Genomic DNA, 17,097 nt, shown 5'->3' with positions numbered 1-17,097 from the left:
CATGCGCGGCAGAGGTGCCCAGGCGGTGGACCGGGAGACCCGATCCGGTGTCGCGGCCGAGGCACGGCTTGGGCGCCCGTCCGGGGCCTGCGCGCCCACGGGTTCGTGGCTGCTGCGCGGGAACGACGACCGCCTCAGCGTCTACGCGCTGGTCGAAGCCGGTGTGCACCGCTGGACGGAGACCGCGGTGGGCAGCGGCCGCTTCGACGGACCGGACCTCTTCCCCGTCGAAGGGCTGACGTCCCTGGCCGTGGCCCAGGGGGCCAACCGCTACGCGCACTTCCTCGGGCGCCGGGAGCGGTCCGGCGGCGGCGGACCGAAGACCGATCTGGTCTACGCCGTGCAGTACCAGACCGGGCGGACGCTCGGCGACTGGCGTTCCCTCGGCAACCCCTTCCGTGATCCCAGGGACGCGGCGAGCCTCGGTGCGCCGACCGCCGCCGTCGACGCTCAGGGCACCGTCCACGTCTTCGTCTCCGGGGGTCCCGGCGGCGTCATGCTGCGGCGCGAGGCCAGAAGCGGGGCCTGGGAGGCGTGGAAGGACCTGCGCGGCGGCGCGGTCGCGGGCGGGCTGAGCGCCGCGGCGAACTCGGCCGGACTGGTCGAACTGCTCGCGCCGGGGCACCGTTCGGTCATGCGCTGGGTGCAGACCGAGCCCGGGGCGGATCTGCGCCGGGCGCAGGACCTCACCCCCGCTCCCGCACCGGGCTCGGCCGCGCTCCTGGAGACGGCGCCCGGGGTGTTCACCGCGTACTGGTCCGAGCAGAGCGGGACGGGTGTCTACGCGCAGCGCCCCGGCGAGTGGGCCTTCCCGGCCGGCGGGGCGCCCGGGGAGGGGCCGCACGCCACGCTCCGCGCCGCCGTCGACGGCTACGACTGCACGGTCCTGGCCCACCAGGGGCGCACGGGAACGGCCGTGCTGGGCGTGTGCGGCACCGGAGCCGAGTCCGGCGGGCTGTGGTGGACGGACACCGGGGTGGACTGTGCGGGCACCCCCGCGCTGGCCCTGGACGGGCTCGGCCGGATCGTGATGGCGGTGGTCGCCGCGGACGGCGCCGTCCTGGTGAACAGGCAGCGGTCGGAGCCGGGACTGACCCTGGCCGACTGGGAACGCCTGTCGGGTAGTTGAGAGCGCGCCACTACAGCACACCGCGCTGAAAGTCCAGAATATTAAATGGTTGTACCCGTCGCATGTGGTCATCGTCACGCGCCGCAAGCTGTCTGTCGGCTGTCTTGATCTGGACTTTTAGGAAACCATTATGTGAAAGTTTGATGGATTGCCGGTGTGAGGCGATCGCAGTCGAAACGGGGGTGTTGGGCCCCCGTGTCTGGAAATGCGTGCTTCTTCGAGTCCAAGGTCCCGCACAGCGAGGTGCGGCAGCCCTTGGAGGGCAGAGCTGCTGGGTACGGATGGTGAATGCCTCGTGGGTGGCTCGGACAACCCTGAAGCCGGAGCGCTGATCTCGGCCTACCGGTCCGCGGTCCCGACCGGCGCGAGGCGGCGCATCGTCCGCGGGGTGCCCACCCCCGTCCGCAAAGCGGTGAAGTCCTCGCTCACCGCGGCCGACTCCGTACGCTCCGCCGCGGTGGTCTGGGCGATGGGGGGCAAGCGCAACGCTCCCCGGCACAGCCCCGCCCACACCCGCCGAGTCGTCCGGGTCGGCCGCCGCCACATGCGCGCGATGCTGGTCGAGGGGGCGACCGACTGGGCGGCCCGGGCCCGCAATCTCAACATCGTGGTCTCCGTCCTCGAATCGGCGGGCATCGACTACTTCTGTGTGCGCGGCACCAGCAGCGGACTGCCCGCCGTCGCCGTCCCCGCCGCCTCCCGCCCGCTGGTGGAGGAGATGCTCCGGCTGGCCTTCGACCAGGCCCCGGGCTACGTGGGGCCGGCCACGGGCGGCGAGGCCCGCATGGAGCCCGGCGACGAGGAGCGCTCCTGGCGGCAGCTGCGCCACCACAAGGTGCTGAGGGTCGCCTGGTACGTGTGCGACCCGACCCAGCAACTGGTCTTCGGCGCGGCCACCGGATGCGACATCGAGATGTGGACGGAGCGCGAGGGGGAGCTGCGCGCCCCGCGGCCCAACCGGGTCATCGACGCGGTCCCGGTGGACGCCGCGCGCAAGTCGGCGCCGCAGAGCCTGTTCAGCCCCATACCTCCCGCGTACCGCACGGGGACGGCCCGGACGCTGGCCGAGTTCGCCGTGCCGCTCCCCGAGGACCACCAGTTCCCCATCGATGTGGTCTACACCTGGGTGGACGACTCGGACCCGGTCTGGCGGGCCTCGCGCGACCGTGCGCGCCGGGGGTTCACCGCGGACGGGCTGCACGAGCAGGCGGCGAACGACTCGCGGTTCACCAGCCGCGACGAACTGCGCTACTCGCTGCGCTCGCTCCACCAGAACGCGCCCTGGGTGCGCAACATCTACCTCGTCACGGCGGGGCAGGTGCCGTCCTGGCTCCAGACGCAGCACGCGAACCTCCGGGTGGTGGACCACCGGGAGATCTTCTCCGAGGCCGCCGCCCTGCCGACGTTCAACTCCCACGCCATCGAGAGCCAGCTGCACCACATTCCGGGGCTCTCGGAGTGCTTCCTCTACCTGAACGACGACGTGTTCTTCGGCCGGCCGGTCACGCCCGCGCACTTCTTCCACCCGAACGGCATCACCAAGTTCTTCACCTCGCCCGCGCTGATACCGGGCGGGCCCGCCTCCCCGGACGACCTCCCGGTCAACGCCGCGGGCAAGAACAGCCGTTGGCTCATCGCCCAGAAATTCGGTACCGCCATTTCCCAGAAGATGAAGCACACCCCGCACGCGCTGCGCCGGAGTGTGCTCCAGGAGATCGAGGAGACCTTCACGCAGGAGCACGCCGCCACCCAGCACTCGCGTTTCCGGTCCCCGGACGACGTGCCGATCGCCTCCTCGCTGCACCACTACTTCGCGTACCACTCGGCACGGGCCACGGTGGGGGAGATCCAGTACCGGTACATCGACCTCTCGGCGGACCTCGCCGACCGGCGCCTCAACACGCTCCTCGCCCACCGGAACATGGACACCTTCTGCCTCAACGACACGGTCGAAGCGGCCGACCCGGAAGCGCAACGGACCATGCTGGATCGTTTCCTCAGGGCCTACTTCCCGGTGCCCAGTCCGTACGAGGTGACGGACCGGAGGAACGCCATCGAGCCCGCGAGTGAGCCGCACCGCACATGAACGCCTATGACGTCACGCTGGTCGTGCCGGTGTACAACGTGGAGCAGTACCTCCAGGAATGTCTGGATTCCATCGCGGCGCAGACCGTGTTCGAGCGCTGCGAGGTGCTGCTCGTCGACAACGGCAGCACGGACGGCTCCTACCGGCTGTGCGCCGAGTTCGCCCGCCGGCACGCCAACACCACGGTGCTGGTGCGCCGCGGCGGGGGTGCCGGAGCGGCCCGCAACCTCGGGATGGACCGGGCGACAGGTGCCCGCATCACCTTCTGCGACTCCGACGACGTCCTGCCGCCCACCGCGCTGGAACGCATGCTGGAGGCCGCCGCGGCAACCGGTGCCCAGGTCGTGGTGGGGATGATGGAGACGTTCCCCAAGCCGACCAACTGGGCGTGGAAGGGGTACTTCGGCAAGGGCGACCGGACGTTCGCCGCAGTGGCGGAGATGCCCGAGCTGGTGCACAGCGCCAGTGCCTGCAACAAGCTCTTCGACCTCGCCTACCTGCGCTCCCACGGCATCCGCTTCGCGGAGGGCGTGCACTTCGAGGACGCCTACGTCGGCGTGGCCGCGCTCGTCCTCGCCACCCGCCTCGCGCTGGTCGACCAGTGCGTCTACCAGTACCGCAAGCGCGCGGCGGGCAACTCGACCATGGACGCGATCTGGACGCGGCGGCAGAACTACTGGGACCACCTGCAACTGGTGGAGTACCTGCACCGGATGGGCGCGGGACTGCCGGACCTCTCGCGGGCCGTGCTCGACCTCTTCCTGGTCCGCAGCTACCAGGGCTTCGCGCTGCGGGCGCCCGACCTCTTCCAGGGGGCCGAACTGGAAGAGATCTACGCGCGGTGCCGCGCGGTCTACCAGGACGTCGACCCCGACCTGATCCTCAGGGCCACCGCCGACGCCCGTCACCGCGTGGCCTACCTCGCCTTCGCCACCGGGGACTTCGGCCTCTTCGCCGACCGGGCGGCCCGGCTGCACAAGCTCTCCGTCCGGGACGGCGGCGCCCACCTCGTCGGCGGCCTTCCCGACCGGCTGGCCCCGCTGGCCCGGGCCACGCCCTTCACCGCCCACCTGGAGCACGTCCGCGAGGTGCCCGGGACCGGAATGCTGAGGCTCGCCGGGCGGTTCGAAGTGGGCGGCATGCCGCTGGTCCGGCCGCTGGAGGGGCACCTGAGCCTGCGCGTACGCGGAAGCCGGCTCAGCGTCCCCGCCACCCAGGTGCGCCGGCGGGACATGCGCAACACGCGGCCGGACACCGAGTGGGGCGGCTTCACCGCCGACCTTCCGCTGGACGCCCTGCGGCAGGGCGTGCACGACCTGGAGTTCGCGGTCGACGCCGAGGGCGGCCAGGTGGTCACCCCGTGTCTGGTCGCCGCGGGCTATCTGCGCGGGGCACGCGTCGTCGAACACGGCGGGACCCGGGTGGTGCCGCACTGGAAGGGGAGGAACCGGGCGATCCTGATGGTCCTCGGTCCGGCCCGCCGGCCCGGCGCGCGCGCCCTGCTGGGCGGCCTCGTCGCCAAGGACGCCAAACACGTACTGCGCCGGCGGCCCTTCTGGAAGCAGCGCCTGCTCCGGCTGCTCACGAAGCCGCTGAAGCCGCTGCTCCTGGGTCGGGACATCTGGCTGCTGGGCGAGCGGGGCGACACCGCGCAGGACAACGGCTGGCACCTGTTCCGCCACCTGCGCACCTCCGCGAAGCGGCGCGGGGCGTACTACGTGATCCGGTCCGGCAGCCCGGACCGGGCCCGCCTGGCGGGGCTCGGGCACGTCGTCGCGCACAGTTCCTGGAAGCACAAGCTGCTGATGCTGCACGCGACGGCACTGGTCAACGCCTATGACATCGACACGTACATGCTGCCCGACGGCTGGGACCGGACCCGCTACCTCAAGCACCTGAACTGGCGGGTGGGCGCCCGCCGGGTCTTCCTCCAGCACGGGGTGACGGACAAGGACGTCAGCAAGGGCCTGCACCGCAACCGCACGGGTGTCGATCTCATCCTCGCGGTGAGCCGGGACGAGGGGCGGTTCCTGTCGCGGGAACTCGGCTACGACGGGCAGGTGGAGGTCAGCGGATTCCCCCGCTTCGACGCGCTGACCCCCGCTCGCGGCAGCCGCACGATCCTCTTCATGCCGACGTGGCGCGCCTATCTGACCGTCGCCTCGTACAGCCGGGACGGCGGTGGCCGCGAGGCGCGGCAGGCCGCGCGCGACCGGTTCCTCGCCTCCGGCTACCGGGAGTTCATGGTCCGCTTCCTGAACGACCCGGCCCTGCTCGCCGCCCTGGACCGCTACGACTACACCCTGGATTTCCTGCCGCACTACGAAATGCGCGCGATGGTCGGGGACATGGTGCCGGACCGCAAACGCGTCCGGGTCGCCGACCAGAACGAGACCAGTGTGCAGGAGGCCATGCGCCGTTGCGACCTCTTCCTCACGGACTGGTCGTCGACCGCGTTCGACGTCGCGTACCTGGGGACTCCCTTGGTCTACGCGCAGTTCGACGCCGAGGAGTACTGGGACGGGCATTACCAGAAGGGCTACTTCGACGCCCGCCGGGACGGCTTCGGGCCGGTGTGCGAAAGCGTCGAGGAGACCGTCGCCGAAGTGGTGCGCTACCTGCGGGCCGGGTGTGCGCCAGAGCCCGAGTACCTGCGACGGGCGGAGAAGTTCTTCGAGTACCGGGACCGGCAGAACAATGCGAGGGCCTCGGAAGCGATCGACGGCCTCATTCGGGGTGCGAGGCACTGATGTGGTGTTCCAGGAGGAAATATGTCCCAGGCCAACCGTGACGTGACGGTCGTCGTGCCGTTCCGCGACGTCCAGAACCATTTCGGCGCGTTCCTGGAGTCGGTGGCCGCGCAGACGGCTCTGGCGCGTGCCCGTGTGATCCTCGTCGACAACGGCAGCACCGACCAGTCGGTGGCGATCGCGAGCGAGTTCGCCGACCGGCACGCCAACGTCGACCTGGTCGCCCAGCCCGAGGGCCGGGCCGGGGACGCGCGCAATCTGGGCATGGACATGGCGACGACGCCGTACATCGTGTTCTGGGACGCCGACGACATCGTGCCCGAGCGGTCCCTGGAAGTGCTCCGGAACACCATCGTCAAGACGAGGGCCACGGTCGTGGTGGGGCGGGAGAAGCACGTCCCGAAGCCGGTCAAGGCACCGTGGCACAAGTACTTCGGCAAGAACGTCAAGACCGTGAGCAGCGTCGTCGACATCCCCGACCTGATCCACTCGGCATCCTGCTGGAACAAGATCTTCGACCTCGATCTGCTGCGTTCCCAGGGCATACGCTTCGGTACCGGCACCGCCTTCGAGGACGCCTACGTCTCGCAGCCCGCGCTGCTGCTCTCGGAGCGCATCGCACTGGTCGACGCTCCCGTCTACGAGTACCGCAGGCGCGGCGACGGCACCTCCGTCATGGACACCATCTGGGACCTCCCGCAGAACTACGCCGACCAGCTGGTGATGCTGGAGTACCTCGCGGCCATGCGCCAGACCCTCACCCCGTACCAGCAGGAGACGCTGGAACGGTTCCTCATCCGCAGCATGCAGGGCTTCCTGCTGAGGGCGCCGCACGTCTTCGGGGAGGCCGACTGCCGACAGCTCTTCGAGCGCTGCCGCGCCCTCTACTGGGGGATCACCTCCGAGCAGTTCGCGCGCAGCACCCACGACACCAGGCACCGGCTCCCGTACCTGGCGCTGCACCTCGGCGACTTCGACCTCTTCTACCGTCCTGCTTCGGTGCTCGGCCCGGTCTACGGCCGTGAGGGCGACCTCTACGTCGACTACCCGGGGACCTCGTGGGGACTGCCGCTCACGAAGGTCACGTCCGTCCCGGCCCACATCGAGGGCGTCTCCGCGGGCGACGGCGGGACGGCGGTGATCCACGGCCGCTTCTCGGTCAACGGCATCCCCGACGAACTGCTGGCCGGGCTGGAACTGCAGGTCTGGTTCGAACGCAGCGGAACGACCCTTCCTGCGGTGAACCACGGGCACTCCCACGACCGGCCCGACCAGGCGGGAGCGGTCTTCAGCGTCACGGTCGACCCCCGGCAGTTCCCGGCCGGCTCCTTCCCCGTGCGCCTCGTGGTGTGCACCCGGGGCCGGGACGTCTCGCGCCCCTGCGCCGTCTCCCCGGCCCTGGCCCAGAACCCGCCCGTCAACGGATTCCACGGCCTCGCGCGGATCACTGCCGAGGGCGGGAACGCCCACCTGGTCGTCGAGTCCGGCCAGCACTGATCAGCGCCCGCTCCAGAAATGGGGTATTCGTCAGAAATCAGGAGTCATTCGTGTTCGAACCCCTCTACGCCGTCGCCGTCGTCGTCCCCATCTTCAACGTGGAGAGATACCTCCCGGAGTGCCTGGACTCGCTGGCCCGGCAGACGATCTTCGACCGCTGCCAGGTGGTCCTGGTCGACAACGGCAGCAGCGACAGCTCGGCCGCCATCGCGGCCGAATTCGCGGCCCGGCACCCCAACGTATGGGCGTTCGTGCACGCGGAGGGCAAGGCGGGCGGGGCCAGGAACGCGGGGATGGACCTGGTCAGCGCCCGCTACATCACCTTCTGCGACTCCGACGACGTACTGCCCGAGGACGCCCTGGAAACCATGTGGCGGACCGCGGTGAAGGAGCGGGTGCCGCTCACCATCGGCCGGATGGAGACCTTCCCGGAGGAGACCAACTGGCCCTGGCTGCGCTACTTCGGCAAGCAGGTCCAGGTGCACCCCGGGATCGAGAACATCCCGGAGATGATCCACGGCGGAAGCGCCTGCCACAAGCTCTTCGACATCGAGTTCATCCGCGCGAACAACATCAGGTTCCGCGAAGGCGTGCACTTCGAGGACGCGTTCTTCTCGGTGCCCGCCATGCTGCTCGCGGATCGCATCGCCATGGTGCCCAGCACGGTCTACAAGTACCGCAAGCGCGCCGCCGAGGACTCCACGATGGACAAGCTGTGGGAGCGCACGGCGAACTACTGGGACCACCTCCTCCTGGAGGAGTACCTGATGACCCTCCGCTCCCGCCTCTCCGGCCACCGGCAGGAGGTCCTCAACCGGTTCCTGGTGCGCAGCTACCAGGGGTTCGCGCTGCGCGCGCCGCAGGTCCTGCCGGAGGAGGAGCTCTTCCAGCTCTTCCAGCGGGCCCGCGCGGTCTACACGCTGGTGACACCCGACGCGGTCCTGGCCTCCACCCACGACGCACGCCACCGGGTGCCGTTCCTCGCGATGTACATGAACTGGTACGAGCTCTTCGCCCGTCCGGACCAGGCGATCGGCGGCGTGTACGGACGAGGCGGCGACCTCTACCTCGACGTGGCGGTGCCGAGCGCGCTGCTGCCGCTCACGAAGGTCTCCTCCACCAGCGTGCACGTGGAACGCATCCAGGCGGACCCGGAGTCCGGCGGAGTCCTCGTCGCCGGGCGGTTCGTCCTCAACGGGCTCCCGATGGGCCGGCCCATGCGCAACCGCATGCAGCTGTGGGTGGAGAAGAGCGGTCAGATGGTGCCCGCACGGCAGGTCTGGCGCAGTGACCTGCTGGCTACCCGCGACGACCTCGCCTGGGGCGGATTCGAGGCGGTCGTACCCGCGGGCGCGCTGGGGGACGGCGAGTTCCCGCTGAAGCTGGTCTTCTGCACCTCCGGCCGTGATGTCTCGCGCCCGTGCATGACCACCACGGCGATGCTGCGGAGCGCCCGGCCCATGAAGGTCGCCGACCGCTGGGTCCTTCCGCTGTCGAAGGGCAAGGACAACGCCGTACTGGTCGTACGGGAGGCGCGGGGCCGGGACGGGGACAAGGACTGGGAGGAGTTCCTCGAAGGCCTGGACCAGGACCAGAAGAAGCGCAAGGCGCCCTTCTGGCGCGCTCGCGCCATCCGGCGGGCCACGCTCCGGTTCTACCGCCGCAAGGAGATCTGGCTGATCGGCGAGCGCAGGGACACCGCGCAGGACAACAGCCTGCACCTGTTCACCTACCTGCGTCAGCACGAGCGCCGCCGCAAGGCCTACTACGTCATCGAGAAGGGCAGCGCCGACCGGGCCAAGCTGAAGCGCCTGGGGAACGTGGTGGCGCACAGCTCCTGGAAGCACAAGCTCCTCATGCTGCACGCCTCGCTGCTCATCAACGCCTACGACATCGACTCGTACATGCTCCCCGACGGCTGGGACCGCACGAAGTACCTCAAGCACCTCAACTGGCGCATCGGCGCCCGGCGGGTCTTCCTCCAGCACGGGGTCACGGACGAGGACGGCAGCAAGGCGCTGCACCGCAACCGGACCGGTGTGGACCTGGTGTTCGCGACCAGTGACCGGGAGGCCCAGTACTTCGCCGAGCACATGCACTACGGCGACCAGGCAAAGGCGCTGGGCTTCCCGCGCTTCGACGCCCTCCAGCCGGACCGCGGCCGCAGGCGGATCCTGCTGATGCCCACCTGGCGCAAGTACCTGACGATCCCCTCCTACCTCCAGCAGGACGGGGCCGACAAGGACGCGGTCGACGAGATCTTCCGGGAGTCGACCTACCGCGCGTTCATGGTGCAGCTGCTGCGCCACCCGAAGCTGATGGAGGCACTGGAGCACTACGACTACGTGCTCGACTTCCTCCCGCACTACGAGATGCGGAACATGATCGAGGGAGTGGTCCCGGACCATCCCCGGGTGCAGCGCCTGGACCAGACCAAGGTCAGCGTGCAGACGGCGCTGCGCCAGTGCGACCTGTTCATCACCGACTGGTCCTCGGTCCACTTCGACATGGCCTACCTCGGCACGCCGCTCGTCTACGCCCGGTTCGACCCGGACGAGTACTGGGCGAAGCACGCCAGGAAGGGGTACTTCGAGGCCGCGTACGACGGGTTCGGCCCGGTGTGCGGCAACGTCGAGGAAGTGGTGACCGAGGTGATCCGCTACCTCGGCAACGGGTGCGTCCGCGAACCGGAGTACGACTACCGGGCGCGCGCCTTCTTCGCCTTCGAGGACCGCGACAACTGCGCCCGCGCGACGGCCGCCATCGCCGAACTCGCCGCGTCGGACGGCTAGAAGGGGGCGAAAAGGGGCGTGGGGCGCCCGCGCGACCGGCCACAGCCGGTCCGCGGGCGCCCCACGCCCTTCGGTGACGGAACCGCTACGCGGGCACGCTCGCCACGCCCGCCTCCAGGAACGGCTTCCCGTTCACCCGCTCCGAGACGCCCTCGCGGTCCAGGTACGGCGTGATGCCGCCCAGGTGGAAGGGCCAGCCGGCGCCGGTGATCAGGCACAGGTCGATGTCCTGGGCCTCGGCGACGACGCCCTCGTCGAGCATCAGGCCGATCTCCTGGGCCACCGCGTCCAGGACGCGGGCGCGGACCTGCTCCTCCGTCAGGACGGTGTCGCCCTGCTTCAGCAGCGCGGCGACCTCCGGGTCGAGCTCCGGCTTGCCGCTGTCGTAGACGTAGAAGCCGCGCTTGCCCGCCTCGACGACCGCCTTCAGGTTCGGGGAGACCGTGAAGCGCTCGGGGAAGGCCCGGTTGAGGGTCTCCGAGACGTGCAGGCCGATCGCGGGGCCGACCAGCTCCAGCAGGACCAGCGGGGACATCGGCAGGCCGAGGGGCTCCACCGCCTTCTCCGCCACCGGCACCGGGGTGCCCTCGTCGATGACGTTCTGGATCTCGCCCATGAAGCGGGTCAGGATGCGGTTGACCACGAACGCCGGGGCGTCCTTGACCAGCACCGCGGTCTTCTTCAGCTTCTTGGCGACGCCGAACGCCGTGGCCAGGGCCGCGTCGTCGGTCTGCTCGCCGCGGACGATCTCCAGCAGCGGGAGGATCGCGACCGGGTTGAAGAAGTGGAAGCCGACGACCCGCTCGGGGTGCTTCAGCTTCGACGCCATCTCCGACACGGAGAGGGACGAGGTGTTGGTGGCCAGGACGGCGTGCGCGGGCGCCACCGCCTCGACCTCCGCGAACACCTTCTGCTTGACGCCCATCTCCTCGAAGACCGCTTCGATGATGAAGTCGGCGTCCGCGAAGCCCTCGGCCTTGTCCAGGACACCCGTCACCAGGGCCTTGAGGCGGTTGGCCTTGTCCTGGTTGACCCGGCCCTTGCCGAGCAGCTTGTCGATCTCGCCGTGGACGTAGCCCACACCCTTGTCGACGCGCTCCTGGTCGATGTCGGTCAGGACGACCGGGACCTCCAGGCGGCGCAGGAACAGCAGCGCGAGCTGCGAGGCCATCAGGCCGGCGCCGACGACGCCCACCTTGGTGACCGGGCGGGCCAGCGACTTGTCGGGCGCACCCGCCGGGCGCTTGCCGCGCTTTTGGACCAGGTTGAAGGCGTAGATGCCGGAGCGCAGTTCGCCGCCCATGATGAGGTCGGCGAGGGCCTGGTCCTCGGCGTCGAAGCCCTGCTGGAGGTCGCCGTTCTTGGCGGCGGCGACGATGTCCAGGGCGCGGTAGGCGGCCGGGGCGGCGCCGTGCACCTTGCCGTCGGCGATGAAGCGGCCCTTGGCGACGGCCTGGTCCCAGGCCTCGCCGCGGTCGATCAGCGGACGCTCGACGGTGATCTCGCCCTTGAGGACGGACGCCGTCCAGATCAGCGACTGCTCCAGGAAGTCGGCGCCCTCGAAGATCGCGTCCGCGATGCCCAGCTCGAAGACCTGCTTGCCCCCCAGCTGCTTGTTCTGGTTGAGGCTGTTCTCGATGATCACCGAGACGGCCTTGTCGGCGCCGATCAGGTTCGGCAGCAGCGTGCAGCCGCCCCAGCCGGGGACCAGGCCGAGGAAGACCTCGGGGAGGGAGAAGGCCGGGAGGGCCGCCGAGACCGTGCGGTAGGTGCAGTGCAGGCCGATCTCCACGCCGCCGCCCATGGCCGCGCCGTTGTAGTACGCGAAGGACGGCACCGCGAGGTTCGCCAGGCGCTTGAGGACGTCGTGGCCGCCCTTGCCGATGGCCAGCGCGTCCTCGTGCCGCTTCAGCAGCTCGACGCCCTTGAGGTCGGCGCCGACGGCGAAGATGAACGGCTTGCCGGTGACGCCGACGCCGACGATGTCGCCGTCCGCGGCCTCCTTCTCGACCCGGTCGAGGGCGGCGTCGATGTTCGCCAGCGACTGCGGGCCGAGCGTGGTCGGCTTGGTGTGGTCGTGGCCGTTGTCCAGGGTGATCAGGGCGAAGCGCCCGACGCCCAGGGGGAGGTCGAAGTGGCGTACGTGCGCCTGCGTGACGACCTCGCCGGGGAACAGCTCGGCCGCACCCTTCAGCAGCTCTGCGGTGGTGCTCACTTGTCCCCCTCGAAGTGCGGGTTCTCCCAGATGACCGTCGCGCCCATGCCGAAGCCGACGCACATGGTGGTCAGGCCGTAGCGGACGTCCGGCTGTTCCTCGAACTGGCGGGCCAGCTGCGTCATCAGGCGGACGCCCGAGGAGGCCAGCGGGTGGCCGAAGGCGATGGCGCCGCCGTACTGGTTGACGCGCGCGTCGTCGTCGGCGATGCCGTAGTGCTCCAGGAAGGCGAGGACCTGGACGGCGAAGGCCTCGTTGATCTCGAACAGGCCGATGTCGGAGATCGACAGGCCCGCCTGCGCGAGGGCCTTCTCGGTGGCCGGGATCGGGCCGTAGCCCATGACCTCCGGCTCGACGCCCGCGAAGGAGTACGAGACCAGACGCATCTTGACCGGCAGGCCGTTCTCGCGGGCGAAGTCCTCGCTCGCGATGAGGGAGGCGGTCGCACCGTCGTTCAGACCGGCCGCGTTGCCCGCGGTGACCCGGCCGTGCACGCGGAACGGCGTCTTGAGGCCCGCCAGGTTCTCCAGCGTGGTGCCGGGGCGCATCGGCTCGTCGGCGGTGACCAGGCCCCAGCCCGTCTCGCCGGCCTCTTCGTTGGTGCGGCGCACCGAGATCGGCACCAGGTCGGCCTGGATCCGGCCGTTGGCGTACGCCTTGGCGGCCTTCTCCTGCGAGCGCACCGCGTACTCGTCGGCGCGCTGCTTGGTGATGCTCGGGTAGCGGTCGTGCAGGTTCTCGGCGGTCATGCCCATGAACAGGGCGGACTCGTCGACCAGCTTCTCGCTGACGAACCGCGGGTTCGGGTCCACGCCCTCGCCCATCGGGTGGCGGCCCATGTGCTCGACACCGCCCGCGATGGCGACGTCGTACGCGCCGAAGGCCACGGAGCCGGCCACGGTGGTGACGGCGGTCAGGGCGCCCGCGCACATGCGGTCGATGGAGTAGCCCGGGACCGAGGTGGGCAGGCCCGCCAGGATGCCGGCGGTGCGGCCGATGGTCAGGCCCTGGTCACCGATCTGCGTGGTCGCGGCGACGGCGACCTCGTCGATCTTCTTGGGGTCGAGACCGGGGTTGCGGCGCAGCAGCTCCCGGATCGCCTTCACGACCAGGTCGTCGGCGCGGGTCTCGTGGTAGATGCCCTTCGGGCCCGCCTTGCCGAACGGGGTGCGGACGCCGTCGACGAAGACGACGTCCCTGACGGTACGAGGCACGATGGCTCTCCTCCAGGGTGCGGGATGGCACTGCTGCGGCACGCATGCACTGAGCGCGCGCTCAGCCCCATGCTACTTATGAGTAACGTAGCTGCCCAGTCCCCCCGGCGGGAGCGGTGAAGGTCACACCGACCGGCACCCGATCGGCACACCACCGGCACGCCGATCGTCGCACCGGCGGGAGACCGGCCGGCCGGGCGCCTGTCCCGGGACGGGTCCCGGGAGCTTGGCCGGAATCCGCCGCTCCTGCTACACCGCGTCCCGGCTCAGCGCCGTCACCAGCACCGGGGTGACCTGCTCCACCTGCCAGGGCCGGGCCCCGTGTCCGGCCAGTGCCGCGGCCACGGACTCGGCGTCGACCGTCGCGGGCGGTTCCCAGCAGACCCGGCGCACCGTGTCCGGCGTGATCAGGTTCTCCTGGGGCATGCCGAGGCGCTCGGCCAGCGCCGTCACCGCCGCGCGGGCCGCGGTCAGCCGGGCGGCGGCGGCCGGGTCCTTGTCGGCCCAGGCCCGCGGCGGCGGAGGGCCGGTCACCGGCTGGCCGGGCTGCGGCAGCTGCGACTCGGAGAGCGCCCTGGCCCGGTCGACCGACACCTGCCACTGCTCCAGCTGCCGGCGGTTCACCCGCCCGAAGCCGTTCAGCGCGGCCAGCGCGTGCGCGTTGGGCGGCAGCGCGAGCGCGGCCTCGACGATGGCCGCGTCCCCGAGCACCTTGCCGGGGGAGACGTCACGGCGCTGCGCGATGCGGTCCCGGGCCTGCCACAGCTCCCGCACCACGGCCAGCTGGCGGCGCCTGCGCACCTTGTGCATGCCGGACGTACGACGCCACGGGTCCTTGCGCGGCTCGGGCGGCGGGGCCGAGGCGATCGCGTCGAACTCCTGCCGGGCCCACTCCAGCTTGCCCTGGCGGTCCAGCTCCTTCTCCAGGGCGTCCCGCAGGTCGACCAGCAGCTCCACGTCGAGCGCGGCGTAGCGCAGCCAGGGCTCGGGCAGCGGGCGCGTGGACCAGTCCACGGCCGAGTGCCCCTTCTCCAGGACGAAGCCCAGGACGTTCTCCACCATCGCGCCGAGGCCGACACGCGGGAACCCGGCGAGCCGCCCGGCCAGCTCGGTGTCGAAGATGCGGGTGGGCACCATCCCTATTTCCCGCAGGCACGGCAGGTCCTGGGTGGCCGCGTGCAGCACCCACTCCGCGTCGGCGATCGCGGCGCCGAGACCGGAGAGATCGGGACAGGCCACGGGGTCGATCAGCGCCGTGCCCGCACCCGCGCGGCGCAGTTGCACGAGGTAGGCGCGCTGGCCGTAGCGGTACCCGGAGGCGCGCTCGGCGTCGACGGCGACGGGGCCGCTCCCGGCGGCGAAGGCGGCGGTCACCTCGGCGAGGGCGTCCGCGTCGGCGATCACCGGCGGAATGCCCTCGCGCGGTTCGAGCAAGGGGGTCGGCGCCTGACTCGCAGAAGATCCGGCGTCGTCCGGAGGGGCGCCTCCGGTGGTTCGCAGTGGACGGTCTGCTGCGGTTTCGTGGGCGTCGGTCACCTGTCAAGGGTATCGGTGGATCGACCGAACCCGCCGACGGAACGTTCCGTCGGCGGGCTTCGGGGGGTCGTAAACCAGTCAGGTCGGTGAAACCTCGGCTTCACAAAGCCGGGTCGGGGAGTGGGGGAACAGGGAGAGAGGCGGAGTGGGGGGAGTGGGGGAGCGGAACGGGGGAGTGGGCGGGCCGTGGGGGCGGAGGGAGGCGGTCAGTGGATGATGCCCGTGCGCAGGGCCACCGCGACCATGCCGGCACGGTCGCCCGTGCCGAGCTTGCGGGCGATGCGGGCCAGGTGGCTCTTGACGGTCAGGGCGGACAGGCCCATGGAGACGCCGATCGCCTTGTTCGACTGACCCTCGGCAACCAGCCGCAGCACCTCCACCTCGCGGCCGGACAGCTCGCGGTAGCCGCCCGGGTGGCTCGGGGCCCCCGGGGGGCGGCGGTGCAGACGGGCGGCGGCGGCGCCGATGGGAGCCGCGCCCGGCCGGGTGGGGAGGCCGACGTTGGTACGGGTGCCGGTGACGACGTAACCCTTGACGCCGCCGGCGAGGGCGTTGCGGACCGCGCCGATGTCGTCGGCGGCGGACAGGGCGAGCCCGTTGGGCCAGCCCGCCGCGCGGGTCTCCGACAGCAGGGTCAGGCCGGAGCCGTCGGGGAGATGGACGTCCGCGACGCAGATGTCGCGGGGGTTGCCGATGCGGGGACGAGCCTCCGCGACGGACGAGGCCTCGATGACGTCGCGCACACCGAGCGCCCACAGGTGGCGGGTGACGGTGGAACGGACGCGGGGGTCGGCCACGACCACCATGGCGGTCGGCTTGTTCGGGCGGTAGGCGACCAGGCTTGCAGGCTGCTCGAGGAGAACGGACACCAGGCCTCCTGGGGTGCGGGGACGGGGCCGGCTCATGGGGGAAGCCGGGACGAACCGTGCTTTCAAGGTCACAGTCGTCTTCGGCACCGAACGCGTCCGCCTTTAGAGAATGATCACGATCTGGTGAGTAACAATCCGAGCAATTCGGACACGCTGTCGATCATTCGAAGATCGAACGGTTTCGCACTTTGTCGATACGAGCCCGAAAGTGGCCGTGTCGACAAAGTGACGGAACCTCCTCCGGGCGTGCGGGCCCCCCGCCCGGAACGATGAACGACGGCTGGTGGAGTCAGCGCGACTGCGGACCGCGCCGCTGCGGCAGCGTCACGATCGAGGCGTCGCCCGGCGCCGCCGGGGGCAGGCCCGCGACCTGGGCCAGCAGATCGCACCACGAGGACAGGTGCGCCGCGGTGTCCGGGACGCCGCCCAGCCCCTCGCGCGGTGTCCAGGACGCCCGGATCTCGATCTGCGAGGCGGACGGGCGCGCCGAGAGCCCGCCGAAGTAGTGGGAACTCGCACGCGTGACCGTGCCGCTGGCCTCGCCGTAGGTCAGCCCGCGCGCCTGGAGCGCGCCGGTGAGCCAGGACCAGCACACGTCCGGCAGCAGCGGATCCGCCGCCATCTCCGGTTCCAACTCGGCACGGACCAGCGTCACCAGGCGGAAGGTCCCGTGCCAGGCCTCGTGCCCGGCCGGGTCGTGCAGCAGCACCAGCCGCCCGTCGGCCAGATCCTCGTCGCCGTCGACGACCGCGGCCTCCAGCGCGTAGGCGTGCGGGGCGAGCCGCTGCGGTGCGCGGGTCGCCTCCACCTCGATCTGCGGCCGCAGCCGCGCGGCGCGCAGCGCCTCCACGGCGGCCGTGAAGGCCGGCGGTGTCGTACTCCCGTTGTGACTCCCCTTGTGCCGGGCCTCTTCCTCGGTCCCCTTCGCGTCGTCCATTCCGCCAGCGCCGTCCGACAGTCGTCCCTGAGCCGCAGCCATGCGGGGAACATTAAGCGGAACGGCGGCCCC

At 70.8% G+C, this 17,097-nt stretch carries 10 protein-coding genes; 5 read left to right on the top strand and 5 right to left on the bottom strand.

All coding sequences use genetic code 11. The features are described 5' to 3' along the window. The first annotated feature begins 1 nt into the window (after window position 1). The 5 genes from IE94_RS0106150 (at window position 2) to IE94_RS0106130 (ending at window position 10,254) form a co-directional block, all read left to right on the top strand. Window positions 2-1,129 (top strand): PLL family lectin, encoded by a 1,128-nt coding sequence (locus IE94_RS0106150; protein WP_030179331.1) that lies wholly within the window; start codon window positions 2-4, stop codon window positions 1,127-1,129. Between the two features lie 295 nt (window positions 1,130-1,424). Continuing rightward, on the top strand, window positions 1,425-3,215 hold the full coding sequence (locus tag IE94_RS0106145) for a stealth family protein (RefSeq protein WP_030179329.1): 1,791 nt from the start codon (window positions 1,425-1,427) through the stop codon (window positions 3,213-3,215). Beyond that, window positions 3,212-5,965, top strand: coding sequence for a bifunctional glycosyltransferase/CDP-glycerol:glycerophosphate glycerophosphotransferase (locus IE94_RS0106140; protein ID WP_030179326.1), 2,754 nt, complete (start codon window positions 3,212-3,214; stop codon window positions 5,963-5,965). The genes IE94_RS0106145 and IE94_RS0106140 overlap by 4 nt, the downstream gene beginning before the upstream one ends. 21 nt (window positions 5,966-5,986) lie before the next feature. Beyond that, a complete protein-coding gene (locus tag IE94_RS0106135; protein ID WP_030179324.1) occupies window positions 5,987-7,462 on the top strand; it encodes a glycosyltransferase family 2 protein in 1,476 nt (491 codons plus the stop codon). A 50-nt stretch (window positions 7,463-7,512) separates the two neighbouring features. Continuing rightward, the gene (locus tag IE94_RS0106130) at window positions 7,513-10,254 is read left to right on the top strand and encodes a bifunctional glycosyltransferase/CDP-glycerol:glycerophosphate glycerophosphotransferase (RefSeq protein ID WP_030179322.1); all 2,742 of its coding nucleotides are present in this window, start codon (window positions 7,513-7,515) and stop codon (window positions 10,252-10,254) included. A gap of 85 nt (window positions 10,255-10,339) precedes the next feature. On the opposite strand, the gene IE94_RS0106125 is transcribed toward IE94_RS0106130, so the two are convergent. From IE94_RS0106125 to IE94_RS0106105, 5 genes are all read right to left on the bottom strand, one after another. Further along, window positions 10,340-12,469, bottom strand: coding sequence for a 3-hydroxyacyl-CoA dehydrogenase NAD-binding domain-containing protein (locus IE94_RS0106125; RefSeq protein ID WP_030179320.1), 2,130 nt, complete (start codon window positions 12,467-12,469; stop codon window positions 10,340-10,342). Next, complete coding sequence (locus IE94_RS0106120; RefSeq protein WP_030179318.1) at window positions 12,466-13,683, bottom strand: thiolase family protein; 1,218 nt, start codon at window positions 13,681-13,683, stop codon at window positions 12,466-12,468. The genes IE94_RS0106125 and IE94_RS0106120 overlap by 4 nt, the downstream gene beginning before the upstream one ends. Window positions 13,684-13,932: 249 nt before the next feature. Continuing rightward, the gene (locus tag IE94_RS0106115; RefSeq protein WP_030179316.1) at window positions 13,933-15,219 is read right to left on the bottom strand and encodes a ribonuclease D; all 1,287 of its coding nucleotides are present in this window, start codon (window positions 15,217-15,219) and stop codon (window positions 13,933-13,935) included. A gap of 206 nt (window positions 15,220-15,425) precedes the next feature. Continuing rightward, complete coding sequence (locus IE94_RS0106110) at window positions 15,426-16,088, bottom strand: response regulator transcription factor (RefSeq protein WP_003972894.1); 663 nt, start codon at window positions 16,086-16,088, stop codon at window positions 15,426-15,428. A 289-nt stretch (window positions 16,089-16,377) separates the two neighbouring features. Next, window positions 16,378-17,067, bottom strand: a complete 690-nt coding sequence (locus tag IE94_RS0106105) for a DUF3000 domain-containing protein (protein WP_037921844.1) — start codon at window positions 17,065-17,067, stop codon at window positions 16,378-16,380. Window positions 17,068-17,097 lie beyond the last annotated feature (30 nt).

This window comes from Streptomyces violaceorubidus, from assembly GCF_000717995.1.
GTDB classification, from domain to species: Bacteria; Actinomycetota; Actinomycetes; order Streptomycetales; family Streptomycetaceae; genus Streptomyces; species Streptomyces violaceorubidus.
This window is presented reverse-complemented; position numbering and strand designations above follow the sequence as displayed.

What these genes read in the sequence shown, in the direction of transcription:
- IE94_RS0106105 (WP_037921844.1), bottom strand. Translation starts at nt 17,067, where the DNA reads ATGGCTGCGGCTCAGGGACGACTGTCGGACGGCGCTGGCGGAATGGAC.
- IE94_RS0106150 (WP_030179331.1), top strand. Translation starts at nt 2, where the DNA reads ATGCGCGGCAGAGGTGCCCAGGCGGTGGACCGGGAGACCCGATCCGGT.
- IE94_RS0106135 (WP_030179324.1), top strand. Translation starts at nt 5,987, where the DNA reads ATGTCCCAGGCCAACCGTGACGTGACGGTCGTCGTGCCGTTCCGCGAC.
- IE94_RS0106140 (WP_030179326.1), top strand. Translation starts at nt 3,212, where the DNA reads ATGAACGCCTATGACGTCACGCTGGTCGTGCCGGTGTACAACGTGGAG.